The sequence below is a fragment of the Limnoglobus roseus genome, from assembly GCF_008254045.1.
GTDB classification, from domain to species: domain Bacteria; phylum Planctomycetota; class Planctomycetia; order Gemmatales; family Gemmataceae; genus Limnoglobus; species Limnoglobus roseus.
This window is the reverse complement of the sequence record NZ_CP042425.1, coordinates 6,941,125-6,961,805: the sequence shown is the minus strand read 5'-3', so window position 1 is coordinate 6,961,805 and position 20,681 is coordinate 6,941,125. Positions and strand designations below refer to the sequence as shown.

General features: G+C 65.7%; 15 protein-coding genes. 6 read left to right on the top strand and 9 right to left on the bottom strand.

Going from position 1 to position 20,681, the window contains the following annotated elements:
- Positions 1-294 precede the first annotated feature (294 nt).
- The 3 genes from PX52LOC_RS29720 (at position 295) to PX52LOC_RS29710 (ending at position 6,236) form a co-directional block, all read left to right on the top strand.
- Positions 295-1,734, top strand: coding sequence for a hypothetical protein (locus PX52LOC_RS29720; RefSeq protein WP_149113491.1), 1,440 nt, complete (start codon positions 295-297; stop codon positions 1,732-1,734).
- A 127-nt stretch (positions 1,735-1,861) separates the two neighbouring features.
- Entirely contained in the window at positions 1,862-4,387 is a 2,526-nt protein-coding gene (gene hrpB, locus PX52LOC_RS29715) for an ATP-dependent helicase HrpB (protein ID WP_149113490.1), read from the top strand.
- Positions 4,388-4,535: 148 nt separating this feature from the next.
- A complete protein-coding gene (locus tag PX52LOC_RS29710) occupies positions 4,536-6,236 on the top strand; it encodes an alkaline phosphatase family protein (protein WP_149113489.1) in 1,701 nt (566 codons plus the stop codon).
- A 1-nt stretch (position 6,237) separates the two neighbouring features.
- On the opposite strand, the gene PX52LOC_RS29705 is transcribed toward PX52LOC_RS29710, so the two are convergent.
- The 4 genes from PX52LOC_RS29705 to PX52LOC_RS29690 all read right to left on the bottom strand — a co-directional run bounded on the left by PX52LOC_RS29705 (position 6,238) and on the right by PX52LOC_RS29690 (position 9,688).
- Positions 6,238-6,984: a tRNA(His) guanylyltransferase Thg1 family protein gene (locus PX52LOC_RS29705; protein ID WP_149113488.1), complete on the bottom strand. Its 747-nt coding sequence runs from the start codon at positions 6,982-6,984 to the stop codon at positions 6,238-6,240.
- Positions 6,977-7,453 carry an ATP-binding protein gene (locus PX52LOC_RS29700; protein ID WP_218575183.1) on the bottom strand — a complete coding sequence of 159 codons (477 nt, stop codon included), beginning with the start codon at positions 7,451-7,453 and terminating at the stop codon, positions 6,977-6,979. Before PX52LOC_RS29700 ends, PX52LOC_RS29705 begins: the two co-directional genes overlap by 8 nt.
- Entirely contained in the window at positions 7,450-8,493 is a 1,044-nt protein-coding gene (locus PX52LOC_RS29695) for an RNA ligase (ATP) (RefSeq protein ID WP_149113487.1), read from the bottom strand. The genes PX52LOC_RS29700 and PX52LOC_RS29695 overlap by 4 nt, the downstream gene beginning before the upstream one ends.
- Before the next feature lie 67 nt (positions 8,494-8,560).
- Entirely contained in the window at positions 8,561-9,688 is a 1,128-nt protein-coding gene (locus PX52LOC_RS29690) for a serine hydrolase domain-containing protein (protein WP_149113486.1), read from the bottom strand.
- 177 nt (positions 9,689-9,865) lie between these two features.
- Between PX52LOC_RS29690 and PX52LOC_RS29685 the strand changes: the two genes are divergently transcribed.
- On the top strand, positions 9,866-11,746 hold the full coding sequence (locus PX52LOC_RS29685; RefSeq protein WP_149113485.1) for an outer membrane protein assembly factor BamB family protein: 1,881 nt from the start codon (positions 9,866-9,868) through the stop codon (positions 11,744-11,746).
- A 21-nt stretch (positions 11,747-11,767) separates the two neighbouring features.
- Here PX52LOC_RS29685 and PX52LOC_RS29680 read toward each other — a convergent pair whose 3' ends face one another.
- The 4 genes from PX52LOC_RS29680 to PX52LOC_RS29665 are packed head-to-tail and all read right to left on the bottom strand — an operon-like array spanning position 11,768 to position 14,746.
- Positions 11,768-13,228 (bottom strand): RtcB family protein, encoded by a 1,461-nt coding sequence (locus tag PX52LOC_RS29680; protein WP_149113484.1) that lies wholly within the window; start codon positions 13,226-13,228, stop codon positions 11,768-11,770.
- A 10-nt stretch (positions 13,229-13,238) separates the two neighbouring features.
- Positions 13,239-13,649 (bottom strand): archease, encoded by a 411-nt coding sequence (locus PX52LOC_RS29675; RefSeq protein WP_149113483.1) that lies wholly within the window; start codon positions 13,647-13,649, stop codon positions 13,239-13,241.
- Between the two features lie 51 nt (positions 13,650-13,700).
- A complete protein-coding gene (locus tag PX52LOC_RS29670) occupies positions 13,701-14,300 on the bottom strand; it encodes a TIGR02996 domain-containing protein (RefSeq protein ID WP_149113482.1) in 600 nt (199 codons plus the stop codon).
- Positions 14,301-14,356: 56 nt separating this feature from the next.
- Positions 14,357-14,746: a VOC family protein gene (locus PX52LOC_RS29665; protein WP_149113481.1), complete on the bottom strand. Its 390-nt coding sequence runs from the start codon at positions 14,744-14,746 to the stop codon at positions 14,357-14,359.
- Between the two features lie 265 nt (positions 14,747-15,011).
- Between PX52LOC_RS29665 and secA the strand changes: the two genes are divergently transcribed.
- On the top strand, positions 15,012-18,818 hold the full coding sequence (gene secA, locus PX52LOC_RS29660; RefSeq protein ID WP_149113480.1) for a preprotein translocase subunit SecA: 3,807 nt from the start codon (positions 15,012-15,014) through the stop codon (positions 18,816-18,818).
- A gap of 97 nt (positions 18,819-18,915) precedes the next feature.
- Positions 18,916-19,695, top strand: a complete 780-nt coding sequence (locus PX52LOC_RS29655) for a LolA family protein (protein ID WP_149113479.1) — start codon at positions 18,916-18,918, stop codon at positions 19,693-19,695.
- A gap of 3 nt (positions 19,696-19,698) precedes the next feature.
- On the opposite strand, the gene PX52LOC_RS29650 is transcribed toward PX52LOC_RS29655, so the two are convergent.
- Positions 19,699-20,565, bottom strand: coding sequence for a tetratricopeptide repeat protein (locus tag PX52LOC_RS29650; RefSeq protein ID WP_149113478.1), 867 nt, complete (start codon positions 20,563-20,565; stop codon positions 19,699-19,701).
- Positions 20,566-20,681 lie beyond the last annotated feature (116 nt).

The window sequence follows — 20,681 nt, the reverse complement described above, 5'->3', positions numbered from 1 at the left end:
GCTCGGACGTTTGGGCCACGGTGCCTGTGTCCTGAGTCTCCACGGATTCGTCGGTGGGAACCTTCTTTGACATGGCACAATCCCGCGGAAATTGAAACTGATCCGTCCCGTATTGTACTTCCTCCATCCCCTCGGGGAGGATTTCATGAACGAGCGGAACTTGGCGAAGATGGGTCGCCCGTCGTCCTCCTCGTCCGAGCAGATTCGCCGGACCTGTCAACTTTCCGGCTCAACCGCGCTTCTCCATTCAACCGATACTCACCGATACGACCCGGATCAATGCAGGAGTCGACGATGTCGCGGGCATTCTGGAAATGGACGTGCGGGGTGGCCGCGACGGCAATCGTCGCGCTTCCCGCGGTCGGGCAGGAGGTGAGTTCGCAGTTGCTCGAAACCGGGCCGGAACTCATCCCGGTGCAGGGGCCGGTGTCGCCCACGCCGCGGCCTGCTCAGGCTCCGCGAACGGTCCCCGCCGCACCGAACCGCGTGACAACTCCCGGCACGGCACCCCCAACCACTACGCCAATCGGTACGCAAGGGGCGACCGGCTTTGGCCTGACGGCCGCGGGCACGACTGCCCGGCCGGTGGACCTGCCCAACATGTACGGCGACATGGGCGGCCTCTACAACTATTCGCCCTACACCCAGGCGGTCACGCCGAACGGCCAACTTGTGACGGTGCTGCCGGGCCAGACGCAGCGTTTCCCGGCCGGGACCGCGTTCAATCGTACGGTCGACGGCTTCACGGTCTTGACCACGCCCACTCGCGTCCCCTTGCCCCCGAACGTCGTTTACCCGCCGGGGTTCCTCCAGAAGCTCGGGGCGGGTGAAACGGTCGCGGCGACTCGGCTTCCCAGCGGCCAGCGGTCGTCCACCGAGGTACTGGTGACCGGCCAAGACCCGCGGGCGGCGGACGGCGCGCTGCCGGTCAACACGGTTCGCGGTGCGTTCAAAGTCGGCGAGAACGAAAGCCCGCGGCCGGTGGACCGCGTTTACCTGTCGTACAACTATTTCCACGACGTGAACCAGTCCCTCCGCGTGCCGGGTCTGCCGGTGACGGACGTTCACCGCGAGACGCTCGGCTTCGAAAAAACATTCCTCCAGGGCGACGCCTCGATCGGCTTCCGCCTGCCGCTGTTGCAGGTGACGGGGCCGGACAACCTGAACCGTTCGAGCGTCGGTGACCTGACGATCATCTCGAAGTTCGCCCTCATCAACAACCCGTTCGAACCGACCTCGGACGGCAGCATCCGCGGCGGGCAGGTGCTCTCGACGGGCGTGGCGATCACGGTCCCGACCGGCGGGGCGGCCGCGTTCTCGGCCCAGGACCCGGAAGTCCACCCGACCGTGATCCAGCCTTACGTCGGCGGCATCATGACGTTCCGCCGGTCGTACGCGCAGTTCTTCACGTCCGTCACCGTGCCGACCGACCGCCGCGACACGACGTACCTGTTCAACAGTCTCCAGTACGGCTACCTGCTCTACCGCAGCCCGACGGCGGCGAACTTCGTGACCTCGGTGACGCCGTTGATCGAACTGCACGTCGATACGCCGCTGAACAACCGCGGCATCACGCGGTTGCCGGTCGGTGCCTACGACGTGGTGAGCTTCACCGGCGGTACGACGTTCGGCCTCGGCCGTCGGTCGTTCCTGAACGTCGGGGCCAACGTGCCGGTGACGGGGCCACGGCCGTACACCATTGAGGGGATGGCGCACCTGAACATCCTGTATTGAGAGTGGGAGCGCTCACGCTTGGACAACTTCAACCCTGGGGTGGGCCTGATGAGTGGCCTGGGCTTCATGCGGGGACGGGTGAAAACGCACGGGGAACTGTGCCCTCGCCGGCCGCTACAATCACCCGATGGCCCGCGACCCACTGCCCGTGGATGCTGTCTTGCCCGAACTGCTCGCCCGGTTGGGTGAGGCCGGGGCGGTCGTGCTGCGGGCACCGACGGGGGCCGGCAAGACCACCCGCGTGCCGCCCGCGCTGCTGGACTCGGCGCCGGGGCTGGTCGTGGTACTCGAACCCCGACGGGTGGCGGCCCGGGCGGCGGCCCGGCGGATGGCGATCGAACACGGCACTCCGTTGGGTGACACGTTCGGCTACCACGTTCGGTTCGACCGCACGGCCGGCCCGCGGACGCGGGTGCTGGCCGTCACGCCCGGCGTCCTGTTGCGAATGCTCCAGGACAACCCGTTCCTGGAGGGCGTGTCGGCCGTCGTGTTCGACGAGTTCCACGAACGCGGGTTGGAAGCCGACCTGGCCCTCGGCCTCGTGCGACTCCTTCGCCAAACGGTCCGGCCCGATCTGCGGGCGGTGGTCATGTCCGCTACCCTCGACGCCGGGCCGGTGAGCGCGTACCTGGGCGACTGCCCGGTGGTGACGAGCGAGGGGCGGTCGTACCCGGTCGAAATCCGCTACCGGCCGAAGCGGGCCGAGACGCCGTGGCCGGACGCCACTGCGTTCGCCGTGCGGGAAGCGTTGCGAACCGCCGACGGGGACGTGCTGGCGTTCCTACCCGGCCTCGGCGAGATTCGCCGCACGGCCGACGCGCTGGCCGACCTCGAACCGGGCATCGTGGTCCTGCCGCTCCACGGCGAGTTACCCCCGGAGCAGCAAGACCGGGCGTTGCAGCGACTCGACCGGCGGAAGGTCGTGTTGGCCACGAACGTCGCGGAAACGTCGGTCACAGTCGACGGGGTCGCGGTGGTCGTCGATACCGGGCAGGCCCGGCAGTTAGAATTCGACCCGTCCGTCGGCATGGACCGGCTGCGGTTGGTGCCGATCTCGAAGGCGTCGGCCGACCAGAGGGCCGGACGGGCAGGGCGGACGCGGGCGGGGGTGTGCGTCCGCCTGTGGGACGAGATCGGGCACAAGAGTCGGCCGGGCCAGACCGAACCCGAAGCCCGCCGGGTCGATCTGGCGTCGGCGGCGTTGCACCTGTTTTCGCTGGGCGAGGACGTGGCCACCTTCCCCTGGCTGGAACCGCCGCGACCGGAGGCGGTACGACAGGCCGTCGGTTTACTCGAACGACTCGGAGCGGTGGCCGGGAACAAGCTCACGAAGCTCGGCGACGAACTGGCCGGGCTGCCGGTTCATCCACGACTCGGCCGGCTTCTGATCGAGGGGAAGCACCTCGGCGTGCTGGGGCGGGCCGCGATGGCGGCCGCAATGCTCAGCGACCGCGACCCGTTCCAGCGGACATTCGACGGCCCGCCCCACCTCGCCCCACCGGCGGACGCAGCAGAGTCCGACGTGCTCGACCGCGTCGAAGCGTTGGAGCGGTACGAGGCAACCGGGCGTCTGGAGTTCCCGTTCGGTCGGCTGTCGCGTGGGTCGGCCCGGTCGGTCCTCGAAGCCAGGGACCAACTCCACCGCCTCCTGGGCCGGGGGACGAAAGGCCCGCGGCAACTTCCGCCACCCGACCCGGACGGGGCACTCCTTCAGGCACTGTTCGCCGCGTTCCCGGATCGGCTCGCCCGTCGCCGCGACCGCGCGGACCGGCGGGGGCGAATGGTCGGCGGCCGTGGCGTGCGGCTGGGCACGCAGAGCGGTGTGAACGAACCCGAGTTGTTCGTTTGCGTGGACGTGGACGCCGGCGGAACCGATTCCCTCGTCCGGTTCGCGTCGGGGGTCCGTCGCGAGTGGCTGCCCCCCGACCGACTGACGGTTCGGCACGAGATCGAGTTCGACGAACAATCGGAGCGGCTGGTCGCACGCAAGCGGACGCGCTTCGAAGACCTGGTCATCGACGACACTCAGGGGCACGTCGGCGATGAGAGCGAGGCCGCTGGCGTGCTGGCCGCAGCAGCGGCGGGGCGGTTCGACCGTGTGGCCCCCGACGCGGACTCGGACGCCGGGCGATTTCGGCTGCGGGTCCGGTGCCTGTCGGCCTGGCTGCCAGATCTCGGACTGCCGCGGTTCGACGACGACGATCTGAAGGAGATGCTACCGGACTTGTGCCGGGGCCGGCGCTCGCTCGCGGAACTGCGGACCGGGCCGTGGCTCGACCTGATGCGCGGCCGACTGAGCTATCAGCAGCAACTAGTGATCGACCGGGAAGCCCCCGACCGGCTGCCGGTGCCGAGTGGCAATCAGATCACGCTGACTTACGCGGAAGGCCGACCGCCCGTGTTGGCGGCCCGGATTCAGGAACTGTTCGGTCTGGCCGAAACGCCGCGGGTGGCCGGCGGACGGGTCAAGGTACTACTCCACTTGCTCGCCCCGAACCACCGGCCGCAGCAAGTGACGGACGACCTGGCCAGCTTCTGGGCGAACGGCTACCCGGTCGTGCGGAAGGAACTCCGCGGCCGCTACCCGAAGCACGACTGGCCGGACGACCCGACCACTGCGACGGCCAGCCGAGGGCCGAGGCGGCGAACGTGAAACGCCGGCCGGTTCATCCTGACCCAGCCCTCGATGCGCTTGAACTCTCGCGTCCGCGTCTGGTCGCGCGGATACGACGACATTAGAACAGGGTGAAGCCCGCCACCCCACGCTCAACTTTCCGTCGCCCTCCCACCCGGAGATTTTCGTGCGCGTCACCACCCGCCTCGCTCTCTTCGCCGCGACGATTCTCACTTCGCCCCCGCTGATGGCCGACGAACCGGCAAAACCGAAACTCGTTGTCCTCGTTTACTTCGACCAGTTTCGCGGCGACTACTTGGCCCGGTGGAAGGGCGAGTTCGGCGAGGGCGGGTTCAAGCGGCTCACCGCCGACGGCGCGTGGTTCACGAACTGCCACTACCCGTATGCGTACACCGTGACCGCCGCGGGTCACTCGTCCGTCGCCACGGGGTGCCCCCCGGTCGACCACGGCATCGTCGGGAACGACTGGTACGAGCGAGCCGCCGGGAAGTCGGTCAACTGTGTCGGGGCCGATCGGTACTATCAAGTGCCGGCCCGGACGAAGGAGGGAGCGGACGAGGACGAGAAGAAGGGGGCCAAGGGTGGCGTCTCCCCGGACCGCCTCATGAAGCCGACGATCGGCGACGCCTTGAAGGCCGGCACCGGCGGCAAGGGGAAGGTCGTCGGCCTGTCGCTCAAGAATCGCGGGGCCACGCTCCCGGCGGGGAAGACCCCGGACGCCGCGTACTGGATGGACGGCGGCACCGGCCAGTTCGTCACGTCCAACTATTACCGCGATGGCGTCCACCCCTGGGTGGCCGAGTTCAACCGGCGAAAGTTTGCCGAGCAGTGGCACGGCAAGACGTGGGAACGATTCCGGGCCGACATCGATTACGCGAAGTTGAGCGGCCCCGACGATATCTCGGGCGAAAGTCGCGGGGCGGCCGGCCAAGGGCGAGTGTTCCCTCACCCCTTTGAACCGACGGACATGAAGACGAAGCCCGCCTACCTGAACGCCTTTTACACCTCGCCGTTCGGGAACGAGATGCTGTTGGAACTGGCCGAAAAGGCGATCACCGCCGAAAGCCTCGGGGCCGACGACGTGCCCGACTTGCTGACCCTGAGTTTCTCGTCGAACGACGCCATCGGCCACGCCTGGGGACCGGACTCGCAAGAGGTGTTGGACGTCACGCTCCGGTCCGATCGGATCATGAAGCGGTTGCTCGACGCCCTGGACACGAAGGTCGGCAAGGGCAAGTATCTCCTCGTCATGTCGGCCGACCACGGCGTGTGCCCGCTGCCCGAGATGAGCCGCAAGCAGGGCCGGGACGCAGCGCGGGTCCAGCCGGCCGCGTCGGCGAAGGTCGAAGCGTTCCTGGTCGAGAAGTTCGGAAAACAATCGTCGAAGTGGGTCGAGGCCATCTCGGGGCCGTGGGTGTACCTGAGCGACAAGACGGCCAAGGCGGCCGGCGTGATATCGGCCGACGTACATCAGGCATTGGCCGAGTGGCTGCAAAAGCAAGACGGCGTATCGGCAACGTACACCCGCAAGGCGTTGACGGCCGGAATCCCAGACACCGACGCGACGGGGCAAATGGTCGCACGGTCGTTTTACCCGGAGCGGTGTGGCGACGTGTACGTTCTGCTCAAGCCGTACTACCTGTCGTCCGCCACGCTCGGGACCGGCACGACGCACGGTAGCCCGTGGGAGTACGACACCCACGTCCCGCTCGTGGTCTACGGTACCGGCGTGACGCCCGGCGTTCGAGCCGAGCGCGTCGCCCCGCTCGCGGCAGCAGCCGTCCTTTCGAAAGCCGCCGGCGTCACCCCGCCGAGCGGCTCGAAGTATGGCGTACCGGAGGGACTGTTCGGCGCGAGCGGGAAGTGAGTCAGACCAGGAACCCTGCGATGAATTGGCTGAAATCGTCTTTCATCGCGAGTTCCCGATCGACCTTCACCCGACGGCGGATGGCCGTCACGCTCGCATTCTGAATCGGGTCGTGGCCGATCTTCTCGTACTGTTCCCAAGAAAGCCCGACCCCGCGCCGCTGCCACAGTGGCACGTCGTTGAAATTGATCCCGTGGCGGAAAAGAAGCTCGTTCTTTTCTGCCACGGATTTCTCGTGTAGCGCTCGCGTTGCCGCTCCAACACTTTCCCCGGCGTTCCACAAAGTCCAGTACGCCCACCCGTTCAACGCGCACCGAGTGGCGTCCGCCTGTCGCCACCGGAAGTAATCCACGACGAGTTGGTCGGTCGCCCCGAGCCAAACCCGGCTGTCGAACACCGCCGCAAATCCGCACGCGAGTGTGAAGGTTGAACTCGCGATCCCGGCCGAGATTGAAACCGCCTTCTCAACCTCGCGGTCAAACAAGCTCCACTCTCGCGGCAATAAGACGGAGATTTCGTCACTCTCCGTGTAGGCAAAGAGGCCGCCGAGATTGACGAGAAGTGCCTGCGCGGTTTCCACCATGCACCGGCTGAACCGTTCGTCGAACGGCTTCTCGTAGTGGGCCGCGGTGAACTTCGAGAAGCCCTTCCCGTCGACCCGAATGACCGGCCACGTGCCGGGCAGCATCTTCAAATCGTGGAAATACTCCAAGCCCCGCATCCGTGATTCGAACTCGTCGCTATCCACGACTGGCTTCCTCCTCAACCCACGGCCGAACGTCGAACGCCCCGCCATCCGCGATACCGACAAAGAACAGTCGGTCGAACCCTTCGGAATAAGCCGGCCGGACCAGAGCTTTTACGGCGGCGAATAGCCCGACATCCGGGACACGGTTCTTCCCCGTCCGCTCGGCATTCCGAGTGAGGCAATCGGCGAGTTTCGCCGCGAGGTAATAGCCGGTGACGGTCGCACCGAGCGAGTGGCCGAGGTCGATCAGTTCCTTCCGCAGTTCGACCGTGACATTCGTGTTGTCCACCGCCACGGACCGCCCGGCCGTCAGATTCTCAGTGACGAGTTGCGTTTGACGGCGGGCCGGTCGGCGGTTGTTCCGCAGGAGGTCTTTGCTGACGAGCGCGTGCGTTACAGCCAGGTGCCGGCGATAGAAGGAACTCTTTCCACTTGCTTGGAGGCCGATCAGGATCGCGAGTTCGATCATTCGTCATACTTCAGCAGGAACTTCGGGTTGATCGCCTTGAAACTGAGCCGCCCGCCGATGTCGGCGTCGTACTCCTCTTCGAACGGGCGGAGGACAATCCCCTCCCGCTGCGCCTTCGGGTTGAGAACGCTCATACCCTCGGCGAGCGCGACCAATTCGTCGACCGTGTGGTTCAGCACGAGCGTGCCGAGTTGCGGGACCGCACCGAGGCTGAGTTCCTCGATCACGGCGAGCGAAGTCGCGTGGTCGAGGAACTTGTACGTGCCGACGTTCAGGACGCTGAACACCCGGAGCGTCGGTTCTTTCAGTTCGTACTTGTTCTTCTGAACCCCCGGCCCGATCAGTTCCGCTTGCACCGCCAAGTCCACGCCCCGCCGGCGGCTGACCTCGGGTAACTTCTCCTTGAGCTTCAACTTCCGGGCCACGCGGACGAGGAGGTTCGTCTCGTCGGTCTCGTCCATCCAGAGGTTCCGACTGCACACGCCGAACGTGCCGTCGCGGTAGAACGCGGTGAACGACGTGCCGTCGAGCTTCTCCGTCACGTAGAAGGTTTTGCCGCGGTTCCGTTCGAGGACCGGTTCAAGCACCTGCACACGGGTTTCGTCCGTCTTCGGCAGGAAGCCCGGGAAGCCGCCCTTCACCCGCCCGCCCATGCCGACCGGCAACGGCGGTTCCCACTTCCGCACGCCGAGGAGATCGGTCACGTCCGTCCCCTTGTCGGTCGGCGTGCCCGGCGGGAGCAGCGACAGCGGGAAGCAAATCCCCTGCGACACCTGCCCGCGGAGCTTCACCGTCTTGATGCGGAAGCCGGCCGGCACGTCGTCGCGAGCGGGCTTGAAACTGCTCGCGCGGAGGAACTCGAACTCCGGCCGCTCGGGCAATAGCGAGTCGATCTCGCAGTACACGAGCTTGTCACCGGGCTTGTGTTCCCCCTTTTTCGACACCACCCACCAGCCGAGGACGCGGACCTTCTCGATCGCGTCGGCGTTCGGGATTGGTTCCACGGCGTTGACGGTCTGGACGCTGGCGAGGGTGCGCATGATGTTCTCTCTCCGACGGACGCCCACCCGGACACGGCCGGGCGTCCGTCGGTTCGCGGCGGGCGGTTTATTTCCCGGCCGGCGCCTTCGGCTTCGGCGGAGCCTTCTCCTTCGCAACGAGGCCCGCGAACGTCGCCTTGAGTTTGGCCTGCCCCTCCTTGTCTTCGGGCAACGCCTTCGCCTGGAAGGCGGGCAGGAGTTTATCCCACACCACGTCCAGTTCCTTTTGCATGTTGCCGGTGTCGGCGGTGATGGCGATCACGGCGTCCTGGTCCGGCAGCACGATGCAGAATTGCCCGTTCGCCCCGTCGCCCCGGTAGGCGTCGTGCGTACACCGCCAGAACTGGTAGCCGTACCCTTGCCGCCAGTCGCCCTTGCCGACGCCGCTCGGGGCTTGGTCGTTCGCGACTTGCTTCGTGGTGGCGGATTCCACCCACTTCGCCGGCACGAGTTGCTTCCCGTCCCATTTCCCCTTTTGAATGTAGAGTTGCCCGAACTTCGCGATGTCCTCGGTGCGGACCTTGAGCCCCCATCCGCCGAAGGTGTTGCCCTGCGGGCTGGCACCCCATTCCGGGTCTTTGATGCCAAGTGGCTCGAACAGGCGCGGCGTCAGGTACTCCAGCACCGTCTTGCCCGTCACCTTCGTGACGATGGCCGAGAGCATGTGCGTGCCGAACGAGTTGTACAGGAAGTGCGTGCCCGGTTTGTGCGGGACCGGGTGGGCCAGGAACGTCTTCACCCACGGCTCGGCGTCGGACCGTTTCGGCTCTGCGTCGTGCCCGCACGACATCGTTAGCAGGTCGCGGACCTTCATCGCCTTGAGGTTGTCCGACGGGTTGGCCGGGGCCAGGTCGGGGAAGAACTTCAACACCGGGTCGTCCACGCTGAGCTTGCCCTCTTCCACGACGAGGCCGACGGCCGTGGACGTGAAGCTCTTGCTCAGCGAGTGCAGGACGTGCGGCTTGTCGGCCGCCTCCGGCTTCCACCACCCTTCCGCGACGACGTGCCCGTGCCGAATGAGCATGAAGCTGTGCAGCGTGTTGATGTCCTTGTCCGCCGCCTCGACGAATGCGCGAACGACCGCTGACGACACGCCCTGCGATTCCGGCGTCGCCCGCGGCAAGTCGGCCGCGACCAACGGCCCGGCACTCGAAGCCGCGAGCGCCACCACCACGACAAGAACCTTCGTCTTCATCAGTCACCTTGGGAAAGGGGTTTCGAACGGGTTGGAAGGCGGGCGATCCGTCGGCGTCTTTGTAGGGAGTGCCGCCGTGCATTTCGTCGGCACACCCGGATCGTTTGGGCCTTACCATGAACCGCGGCCGTAGAACGTCTGGGTTCACGGCCCCATTTTCGGACTGTGAGAAACGCCGTGCGTCCCCCTGTCCTCCTCGGGCTGCTGTTCGGGCTTGTCGTCGCGAATCCGGCATCCGCCGACTGGCCGCACGTTCGCGGGCCAGCCTACGACGCGATCTCCGCCGAGAAGGGACTCGCCGACCAGTGGCCCGCGGATGGTCCGCCGGTGCTTTGGACCCGCGAGCTGGGGCCGGGTTATTCCGCGATCGTGGTCGCGGACGGTCGGGCGTTCACGTTGTTCCAGACGACTGCGGGCATGTTCTTGATCGCCCTCGACGCCGACACGGGGGGCGAGGTGTGGCGGGAGCGCGTCGGCTGGCCGTGGCAACCGGGCGGCCTGTACCCCGGACCGTATGCCTCGCCGACCTGGCACGCCGGTCGCATCTACTACGCCACGCCGACCGGGCAGGTCGGGTGCGTCGAGGCGGCCGACGGGCACAGCGTTTGGACCGTCGATGTGCGGGCACGGTTTGGCACCCGCGGGACGGAGTTCGGGTTCGCGTCCACACCGCTTGTCGAAGGCCGTTTGGTCATTCTGCCGGTTGGTGGTCCGAACGCGGCGATGGTCGCATTGAACATGGCCGACGGGTCGACGGCGTGGGCCGTCGGCGACGACCCGGCGAGCTATTGCCCGGCGTTGCCGATCATGCTTGACGGCCGACGATTGGTCGTCGGCTTCCTGCGGAACAGCCTCGTGCTGCACGACCCGACGACCGGCGCACGGGTGTGGCGGGAGCGGATGTCGGCCAGCTACGACGAACATGCGGCGTGGCCGCTGTTCGACGGTCGGCACCTGCTCGTCGCGTCCCCGTTCAAGATCGGATCGCAACTCTTTCGATTCTCTGCCGACGGCGACGGCGTGACCGCGAAGACGGTGTGGGCCGGCCGGCAGTTGTCGAACGATGTCTGCTCCAGCCTCGCCCTCGACGGGGCGGTGTACGGGTTCGACTTGCAGCAAGCCCAGGCAAGTACCCACCGGGCGGCCCGCGGCGCGTTCAAGTGCCTGGACCTGGAAACGGGCCGGGTGCGGTGGGAGTCGGACGCGGTGGGACAGGCCACGCCGATTGCCGCGGACGGGAAACTGATCCTGTGGACGGAAGCCGGTACGCTCGTGCTGGCGCGGGCAAACCCGGAGCGGTACGAAGAGTTGGCCCGCGCCCAAGTCTTGGGCGGCGGAGGCATGTGCTGGGCGGCCCCGGCGCTCGACCGGAAGCGGCTGTTCGTTCGCGATCATCAGCGGGCGGTGTGCATCTACCTCGGGCCGTCGTCCGAACTTGATCCGTCCCGCCTCACCGCAACTCTGGTGGCCGAACGGCCCGCGTTTGACTGGTCCCGCCTCCTCCCCCGGGAAGCCGACTTCCCGAACGACGCCCCCACGGCGGGCGAAATCGGACGGTGGTTCGCCTGGTGCGTAGGCGTGTTCGGAGTTGCGGCCGGCGTCGCGGCTTTGACCCGCCTCGCCTGCCGCCGGTGGAACGCTTACGCGGTGTTCGGAATCGTCGCGTTCGTCCTCGGTGCCGTCGGCACGACCGCCCTCGGGGCGCGGGCGGGGACGTTGGCCCTGACGTGGCCGGTCAGTCTGTACGTCCTGTTCCGCGGCGTGCTCTGGGTCGGCGTCGGCCGGTCTTCGCAAGGATGGCGACGACAGGTTGCGGCGCGGGTCGGCCTGCTGCTGTTCGCCACAGCGTGCTACGGCTACTACCGGCTCTGCTTGGCCGTCGGGTTCGCAATGGCGTGGGGGTTCCTCATCGGCTTCTTCCCCGCCGCTCCGTTCGCGGTGGCGGCGGCCCGGTTGAAGAACAAGTGGTTATGGGGATTAGCCGAAGTGCTGGGGTTCGCGGTGTACTTCTGGTCGTCGGGACTCGTGCCCGGGTGGAAGGACGGGTGGGCCGAGTGACACTCGAACCCGCCCGCCCCCTTACCCCTTAATCACGCCGATGGGCCGCATCCGGGCGACCTTCCGCGACAGGTCGGCGTCGTGGACCACTTCGACGACATGATCGACGTTCTTGTAGGCGTTTGGCTGCTCCTCGGCCAAACCGAGGCGGCTGCTCGCCATCGCGATCACGCCGCGGGATTCGAGTTCCTTGTCGATCCGCTTCCCGCCGGCCGCCTTCACCGCGGCCGTGCGACTCATCGCCCGGCCGGCCCCGTGGCAGGTCGTGCCGAAAGTCTTTTCCATGCTGCCGGGTGCCCCCACCAACACCCACGACGCCCGGCCCATGTCGCCGGGAATGATGACCGGCTGCCCGACGTGGCGGAACTGCTCCGGCACCTCCGGGTGCCCGGCCGGGAACGCCCGTGTCGCCCCCTTGCGGTGGACCCAGACCTTCTTCTTCTTGCCGTCCACGGTGTGCTCTTCCAGCTTCGCGATGTTGTGGGCCACATCGTACAGTTGGTGCATTTCCAGGTCTTGCCACGTGCGGCCGAAGACGTGGGCGAACACTTCGCGGGCCTGCTGCATGAGCAGTTGCCGGTTGCAGAAGCCGTAGTTGGCGGCCGCCCGCATGGCGGCGATGTACTTCTTCCCCTCCGGCGACTCGGCCGGGGCGCACGCCAACTGGCGGTCCGGCAGGTCGATGCCGTACTTCTTGTCGAGGTTGCGGAACAGCGAGAGCGCGTCGTCGCACACCTGGTAGCCGAGGCCGCGGCTGCCGCTGTGGATCATCACGCACACTTGATTCAATTCCAGGCCGAAGACCTTCGCCACTTCCGCATCAACGACGGCATCGACGACCTGCACTTCCATGAAGTGGTTGCCACTACCGAGGGTGCCACACTGGTCGCTGCCGCGCTTGACGGCGTGGTCCGTCACCTGGTCCGGGTCGCCGTCGGCGATGAACCCGTTGGCCTCGGTGTACTCCAGGTCTTTCGGCACGCCGCAATCGCGGTTGACGACGAACTGCGGCCCCTGGCCCATCAGCCGGCGGGTTTCCTTCGCGTCGAACTTGTACTTGCCGGTGCGGCCGACGCCCGACGGCACGGAGTAGAAGAGGGCCTTCACCAGTTCCCGGACGTGCGGCTTGATCTCGTTCCAGAAGAGATTCGTCTTCACGAGGCGGACGCCGCAGTTGATGTCGTAGCCCACGCCGCCGGGCGAAATAACGCCGCCTTCCAGCGGGTCGGTCGCGCAGACGCCGCCGATGCAGAAGCCGTAGCCCCAGTGGATGTCCGGCATCGCCAGACTGGCCCCCTGGATGCCCGGCAGCGTGGCGACGTTCGCCACCTGATCGGCCGCGTTGCCCTCGCGGATGGCTTCCATCAGCCGCTCGTTCGCGAAGATCATGCCGTCGACGCGCATCCCCGCTTTGTAACTCTTCGGGATGCGAACGCAGCACGAATCGACGCGCTCGAGCGGGCCGTTAAATCGTTCCTTCATCGTTCCGTTCCTAAATGTCTACGATCACTTCCGCCAGCCACCCGCCGTCGGTTTCGACGACCTTCAGTTCGTGGTAGGTGATCGCCTTCACTTCGTGACTCAAGTGATGCCGGCCGCGATCAAGGGGTTCGCCCCAAGCCGTCGCGGTCAGACCGTCCGGCCGCACTTGCACGTCGAAGCGGCCGTACAGCATGTGTTCCATCTCGAACTGCATGAGCAGTTCACGCAGCCAGTCGAACAGCAAGAACTCGCGGTCATCGCCGGTTAGTCCGATGGTGGCTGCGGTCGTCGGGCGGATGCTCGCCACGTCCTCGACGACGGCCGAGAACAGGCACTCGCCCGCTTCCGCGAAGAGGGCGTTCAGGTCCGGAGCGGTGATCCGCAGCCCGAGGTCGGCGGTGTGGTCGAACAGTTCGTGCATGGTCGCCATCTTACGCGCTGGCCGAATGGAGGGCGAAACGAGAGGGGAGGTTCAGTCGGATAAAATGATCGGCTCGGTGTGTTCGATCAAGACAGAATCGAAGAATTCGTACTGGCTCGGATCACCGAAGGTGCGCGTCAGGCAGTCGGCAACGTCCTGAGGTCCGGCCCGAACCAGGACGATGTCGCGGTTGAAGACGAACCCCAAGCGGTTGAGCAGGTCGCAATCGGTCGGGGTTGGGGTGGCAAAGTACAGAGTGTTACCGGCGAGCATCAAGGGAACAATCTGATTCTCGAAGGCGATCGACATCGGCGTTATTTCAAAGTAGGCGACCAGGGGCGTGTAGTTTGTTAGGCGCAAGGATATGTTTTTCGCCGGCAGCAGTTCCAAAAGCAATGGCCGATGCCGGATGAATGTCTCGGCCCGAATCAGGAGTTGCGCACGGATCGGAGCCGACAGTTCTTCCATTTTCCTCGCATCAACGGCCCACCCCTGACTGCAGGTGTGCAGCCGCAGGTATTCGGCCCAGGCGACGTTGTGCGGCTCGCCGGTCTCTTCCAGCCAGTCGGCGAATACCAACCGCGGCGTATCGTCGGCTGGGTTCGCCAGCACGGCCCGGAACAATGCCAGTGCGTCGGGCGGGGCGTTCATCTGGTTGGCCTCCTGAACTCAGGATAGCCGAACGGCCCCGCCGACGCGAACCGGAATCACTTCGCGTTCGGGTCGCGCTGCATCAGGCCGAGGATGTTGCCTTCCGTGTCGTGGACGTACGCGAGCCAACCGATGCCGGGGACGGGCATCTTCGGCAGGGCCACGGCTGCCCCGAGTGACTGCCCCTTCGCCAGCGTTTCGTCGAGGTTGTCCACTCCGGCCGTGCAGACGTAAGAGTTCACGCACTGCCCCAAGACCGGCGACGCCCCCATTCGCTTCATCAGGCCGCCGTTGATACCCACGTTCGAGTCTGCACCCGTGGTGATGAGCCAATACTCCATTGGCCCGTCCCACTTGGTGAATTTCCAGTCGAGGAGTTCCGTGTAGAACTTGCTTGCCCGTTCGAGGTTGTCGGCGTGAATTTCAAAGTGAACGACGCGGCCCATCGGCAATCTCCTGTGGGATCGGGGACTCGACGCCGCATCTTTTCGGCGAATCTCGACCGCGGCCATGACGAAAACTGTTCATCCTTCCAGTGCCCATCGCCACCTTGGCGAGATTGGTCGACTGGGGTGTCCGATAGCATTTGAGGCGATACGAGAACTAGTGAGAACTTTGCCGGTTATGCGGTCTGTATTGACCCGTTCCCCTCAAGATTCTTAGACTGATAGTCTGATCCCCCACGCACCTGACCGCCCGAAGGCACGACTCATGGCGACCGATACGAAAGTGGAAGCGGGTATCCTCGAAAAGATCGGCGACAAGCTCAACGGCTTCGTCGAAGGCAGTCTCGGCTTCGTCACCCGACTCTTCGGCTCGGCTAACGAGCGCATGGTCAAGGGGATCGGCTACTCGCGGCCGAAGAATGCTCCCCAGCACACCGTCGTTCCGGGGTCGATTCTCGATCAAATCAACAAGCTCGAAGAGCCGATGAAGGCCCTCAGCGACGCCGACCTGAAGGCGATCACGCCGAAGTTGCGCGATAAGTTGAAGACGGGCACGAAGCTCGACGACCTGATTCCCGAGGCGTTCGCCGCGTGTCGGGAAGCCGCCCGGCGGGCGAAGGGGATGCGGCACTACGACGTGCAGATGGTCGGCGGCGTCGTCCTGCACCGGGGCAACATCTCCGAGATGGTCACGGGCGAAGGGAAGACGCTCGTCGCCACCCTGCCGGCGTACCTGAACGCGCTCCCGGGCAAGGGCGTTCACGTCATCACCGTCAACGACTACCTCGCCCGCCGCGACTGCGAGTGGATGCTGCCGATCTTCCAGACGCTCGGCGTCTCGGCGGCGTACATCCAGTCAGACATGGACCCGGAACGCCGCCGGCACGCCTACGACTGCGACATCACCTACGGCACCAACAGCGAGTTCGGCTTCGACTACCTCCGCGACAACATGAAGCCGGCCCGGTTTGACGACGAAAAGTACGACCCGTTCTACCGGCAGGTGCAGCGGACGCCGTTGAACTTCGCCGTCATCGACGAAGTCGACAACATCCTCATCGACGAGGCCCGTACGCCGCTCATCATCAGTGGCCCGGCCTACACCGACGTGAACAACTACGAGAAGGCCGACGAGATCGTCCGCAAGCTCACGGAGTTGGAAAAGGCCGCCCGGCAGGAGATGAAGGCGTCCGGCCAGTCCACGCTCACCGGCACGGAAGGGAACGGCCTGCCGATCGTCGGCACCCTCGACCCCGAGAAGGTCAAGGACGTGCCCCGCGGCGTGTACTTCGAGATCAAGGAGAAGGACCGCTCGGCCCACCTGACCGACCTGGGCGTCCGCGAAGCGGAACGGTTGGCCGGCGTGGAAAGCTTCTACACGCCCGGCAACATGGAGTGGCCGCACCTGCTGGACAACAGCATCAAGGCGCACCACCTGTACCACCGCGACCGGCACTACATGATCGCGCAAGACCCGCGCGAGAACAACGACCTCGGCATCATCATCATCGACGAGAACACCGGCCGGGCGATGTTCGGCCGGCAGTGGAGCGACGGGCTTCACCAAGCCGTCGAAGCCAAGCACCGTCGCGACGGGGTGAAGATCAAGCAGGAGACGCAGACCCTTGCGACGGTGACGCTCCAGAACTTCTTCAAGCTCTACAAGAAACTCGGCGGCATGACCGGCACCGCGATGACCGAGGCGAGCGAGTTCGCAAAAATCTACGACCTCGACGTGGTCGCCATCCCGACGAACAAGCCGCTCCAGCGGGTCAACCACCCGGACCTCGTCTTCAAGAACGAGAAAGACAAGTGGGACGCGGTGGTGGCCGAGGTCGTGGAGACGAGCAAGACCGGCCGGCCGATCCTCATCGGCACGACCGACGTGGCCAAGAGCGAACACCTGTCCGGCCTGCTGAAGCGCCGCGGGGTGAAGCACGAACTGCTGAACGCGAAGCCGGAACACGTCGGCCGCGAGGCGGAAATTGTGGCCCAGGCCGGGCGGGTGAACGCCGTCACGATTTCGACGAACATGGCCGGCCGGGGCACCGACATCATCCTCGGCGGCAACGCCGAGACGATGGCGTGGGCACGGCTCCAGAACCTCAAGAACGAGAGCAACCGCCCGCTCTACCCGACGCGGCTCGAAGTGCCGGAAGACGTCTGGAAGCAGACCGTCAACGACATCGAGTCGAAGGAAAAGATGAAGGAGGAGGGCCGCAAGGTCGCCGACATGGGCGGCCTGCACATCATCGGCACCGAGCGGCACGAAAGCCGGCGGATCGACAACCAACTCCGCGGGCGGGCCGGTCGGCAGGGCGACCCCGGGTCGTCGCGGTTCTACATGTCGCTGTCCGACGAACTCATGCGGCTGTTCGGCGGCGAGCGGATGGCCCGCCTCATGAACAGCCCGCTCATCGGCCTCAAGGACGGCGAGGCGATCGAGAGCGGCATGTTGACGCGGCAGATCGAGAAGGCCCAGCGGAAGGTCGAAGAGTATCACTTCGACCAGCGGAAGAACCTCCTCGACTACGACGAGGTCATGGACACCCAGCGGAAGCGGACCTATTCCGCCCGGCAAGCCGTCCTCGACGGCGGCAACCCGCGCATCATGATCCTCGACATGCTCGACGCGCAGATCCGCGACGCGGTCGACGAGTACACCGACGAGAACTACGGCAAGGCGAGCTTCGCGCAGTTTGCCGCCGCCCGCCTCGGCGTGGAGTTCGACCCGTCCGACTTCCGCGGCTGTAACTACGAGGAAGCCGTGCAGGTGGCCCGCGACCGGGCGCTGGACACGTCGCCGACGTACATCCAGGAGGCCATCGACGAGAACCTCGGCGGCGACGACCAAAAAGACTGGAAGTGGCAGGAACTCGCCCGCGTAGCCGAGGCCCGCTTCGGCCTGAAGGTCGGCGTGGCGGACCTGAAGAAGATCGGCAAGGAGAACCTCGGCGAGTACTTCCAGGAAGCCGCGAGGAAGGCGGTCGAAGCCGTGGACCTGTCTGAGGGCCAGCGGTACCTCGACCGGCAGTACAGCCTCGACTCGCTCGGCGACTGGGCCCGGCAGCAGTTCGGCCTGTCGATCGACGGCCAGGTGTTCGCCAACCAGGACCGCGAACAGATCGGGGCCGAGTTGCGGAAGAAGATTCGCGAGGTGTACCGGCACAAGGACATCGAGTTCCCCGTAACGGTCGGCCTCGCGGCCAACCTGCCCGAGCGGGCTACGCCGAACCGCCGGCCGAACCGCGAGCAGTTGATCGGCTGGACGATGCACCGCTTCCGCAACCCGGAGGTGTCCGAAGACGTCTTCCGCACCGAGCCGCGGTCGATCGTCAAGGAAAAGTTGCTGGAGATCAACAAGGCCGCGATGCCCGCCGCCGACTACCCGGAGATCGACGCGCACCTGAACGAAGTCTTCAGCGGCGCGACACTGTCCGAGGCCGGCGACGCGACGGAACTGGTCGCGTGGGCGAAGGCCGAGTTGAAGCTCGAACTCGACCCGACGAAGCTCACCGGCGTCACCCGGAAGCAGGCCCGCGACGTGTTCCTGAACGCTTACGACGAAGCCTACCGCCCGGAAATGCACCACATGGAACGGCGGCTGGTTCTGGACGAACTCGACAGTGCCTGGAAGAGCCACCTGCTGACGATGGACCACCTCCGCAGCACCGTCGGCCTTGCCGGGTACGCCCAAGAGGACCCGAAGATCGTCTACAAGAAGGAGGGCATGAAGCTCTTCGAGATGATGTGGGACGGCATCAACGAGAAGACGACGAAGATGGTCTTCAAGATGGAAGACGTGGGCGAGGATCAGGTCCAGAGCGCGTACTTCGAAGGGGCGATGGCCGTTCACCGGCAGGCCGAGAGCGCCCTGAAGTCCCGGGCCGCCCAAGTTTCCGCGGAGCAAGCCGCCCAAGTGGAAGCGGCGGCCAACGCAGGCGGTGGCGAGGTCAAGAAGGTCGAGACGATTCGCAACCAGGGCCAGAAGGTCGGCCGCAACGACCCGTGCCCGTGCGGCAGCGGCAAGAAGTACAAGAACTGCCACATGAAACTGGAACAGGTCAACTGAATGGGCGAAAGCCCAGGCACAGCCGTGCCTGGGCTTTCGGGCTTCTTTCCTGGCGGCATCGGCGTTATTCTCTCCGCGATCCAACGGAGGAGAACGAATGCTCGCGGCGTCACTTTTCCTCGGCTTCAACTCGCTGATTCAAACGGCCCGGTTAGAAGACATCTACAGCAGTTGGGCGCAAGCTCAAAAGGGCATGTCGTCGCTGGTCGTCGAGTTCGACTACGAACGATCCGAACTCATTCGGCGGCGAACGGAACGGGGTAAGGGGACGTTCTGTCTGCTCCGCGGCAAGGACGGCCGTTGGTCCGCCAGTTTCCGGGTTGCGATGGCGGAACCCGGGCCAGAATTCCTCGGGTTGCTACTCGACCGAAAAATCTACGACCTCGATACAAAAGCCAAGCAGTTCTGGGAGTACACACCGGACGACCCGCAACGCTTCCTGACGCAACACTTCTTCCCCATGACTGTGCTGTTGAACCGCGACCGAGCGGACGACACGGTCCGGCTCGGCATCGACCGACACGAGCAGTGGTACACCCATCTTTCAATGACCCCCAAGCGGCAACCGTGGAAGCCAGCTCTCTTCGACACATCGCTGAGAGGGTTGGTCGTGGTAATGAACGCAGACACGCCGGAAGTGCCCCGCAACATGCCGCGGGTCATTGTGTACTCGCAGGATTACGGACAGCGGACTATCCGGTACGACGTCCGGAAGTGGCGGATCAACCCCAAGGACGGCGTGGACGAGGCGGAGTTCGTCGATCCTCGGCAACGCGACGGGTGGAAGATCGTCCGCTGGCCATCGTTGCCGCTCAAACTCCCGAAGGCTCCAGCCGGCAGGGCTCCGACCGGTTCGGAGATGGATAAGTACGAGTAGACGTCACTTCTTCACCAGCCGCGCGTCGGCTACGTTCAGATACGCTTCCACGAGAGTCTTCTCTTTCAGCAGCGGGAGCAACCGGCGGAAGATTTTCCGCGCCTCGTCCCGGCCGCCGGTGAACCAGAGTTGGTGCGCGAGCAAGAATTGCAGCGTCACGTCGTCAGGTTGGTCGGCGATGGCGGCTCGGAGGTCGTTGAGATGGGCGTCGAACTTCGCCGGGACGGCGTAGAGCGGCTTCGGCGTGAACGCGGACGCCGGCCAGTCCGGGGCGAGTTTCAGGCCGTCGTGAATGCCTGCCACGGCCTCGGCGTACTCGCCGCGGGCGAAGCGGACCTGGGCGAGAAGGAAGTAACTCAACGGCTCGTCCGGCCGCACCTTAATTGCCTCGTTGAGTCGCTCGACCGCGCGGCCGTACTCGTCGGCGGTGAAGGCGGCCTGGGCCAAGCGAAGCTGACGGGCCGCTTCGAGCTTCGGGTTCGCGTTCCGGTCCCCGGCGGCAGCGGGCGGGGCGGCCGGGTTCAGGTCGGGCCGGGCGACGATGGGGAACGCAGGCACTTTCTCCGGGCGTATGACGAGCCAGTTCGCCGCCGGTCGCACCTCTGCGGGCGGCGGTTCCGGGGCGATCAACCCCGGGAGGCCGTTGGCGACTGGGACGATCAAGACGGGTTGCGGAACGATGAGGATTGGCACCGGGGCGAAGAAGCCCCACGGCCGAACGGCCCACGGGTAGATCGGGCTGCCGGTGGCGAAGCCGGTCACCCGATAGTGCGGGAAACCGGCTGGTCGGGGAATTCCTCCGACAAACACTTGGGCCGTGGCCGGCAGGCCGAAGAGAAAGAATGTCAGCGGAACCGCGATCCATCTCATGGTCGCCCCTCCGGGCTTCCCCTATTCGTAACACGCCGCCCGCCCGAGGGCCATCAGAAACGGGAAAACGTGTAAGTCCCCACGCCCCGTCGGGTATCCGAGGAACATGCGACGGC

What these genes read in the sequence shown, in the direction of transcription:
- PX52LOC_RS29720 (WP_149113491.1), top strand. Translation starts at nt 295, where the DNA reads ATGTCGCGGGCATTCTGGAAATGGACGTGCGGGGTGGCCGCGACGGCA.
- hrpB (WP_149113490.1), top strand. Translation starts at nt 1,862, where the DNA reads ATGGCCCGCGACCCACTGCCCGTGGATGCTGTCTTGCCCGAACTGCTC.
- PX52LOC_RS29700 (WP_218575183.1), bottom strand. Translation starts at nt 7,453, where the DNA reads ATGATCGAACTCGCGATCCTGATCGGCCTCCAAGCAAGTGGAAAGAGT.
- PX52LOC_RS29695 (WP_149113487.1), bottom strand. Translation starts at nt 8,493, where the DNA reads ATGCGCACCCTCGCCAGCGTCCAGACCGTCAACGCCGTGGAACCAATC.
- PX52LOC_RS29690 (WP_149113486.1), bottom strand. Translation starts at nt 9,688, where the DNA reads ATGAAGACGAAGGTTCTTGTCGTGGTGGTGGCGCTCGCGGCTTCGAGT.
- PX52LOC_RS29680 (WP_149113484.1), bottom strand. Translation starts at nt 13,228, where the DNA reads ATGAAGGAACGATTTAACGGCCCGCTCGAGCGCGTCGATTCGTGCTGC.
- PX52LOC_RS29675 (WP_149113483.1), bottom strand. Translation starts at nt 13,649, where the DNA reads ATGCACGAACTGTTCGACCACACCGCCGACCTCGGGCTGCGGATCACC.
- PX52LOC_RS29670 (WP_149113482.1), bottom strand. Translation starts at nt 14,300, where the DNA reads ATGAACGCCCCGCCCGACGCACTGGCATTGTTCCGGGCCGTGCTGGCG.
- PX52LOC_RS29665 (WP_149113481.1), bottom strand. Translation starts at nt 14,746, where the DNA reads ATGGGCCGCGTCGTTCACTTTGAAATTCACGCCGACAACCTCGAACGG.
- secA (WP_149113480.1), top strand. Translation starts at nt 15,012, where the DNA reads ATGGCGACCGATACGAAAGTGGAAGCGGGTATCCTCGAAAAGATCGGC.
- PX52LOC_RS29655 (WP_149113479.1), top strand. Translation starts at nt 18,916, where the DNA reads ATGCTCGCGGCGTCACTTTTCCTCGGCTTCAACTCGCTGATTCAAACG.
- PX52LOC_RS29650 (WP_149113478.1), bottom strand. Translation starts at nt 20,565, where the DNA reads ATGAGATGGATCGCGGTTCCGCTGACATTCTTTCTCTTCGGCCTGCCG.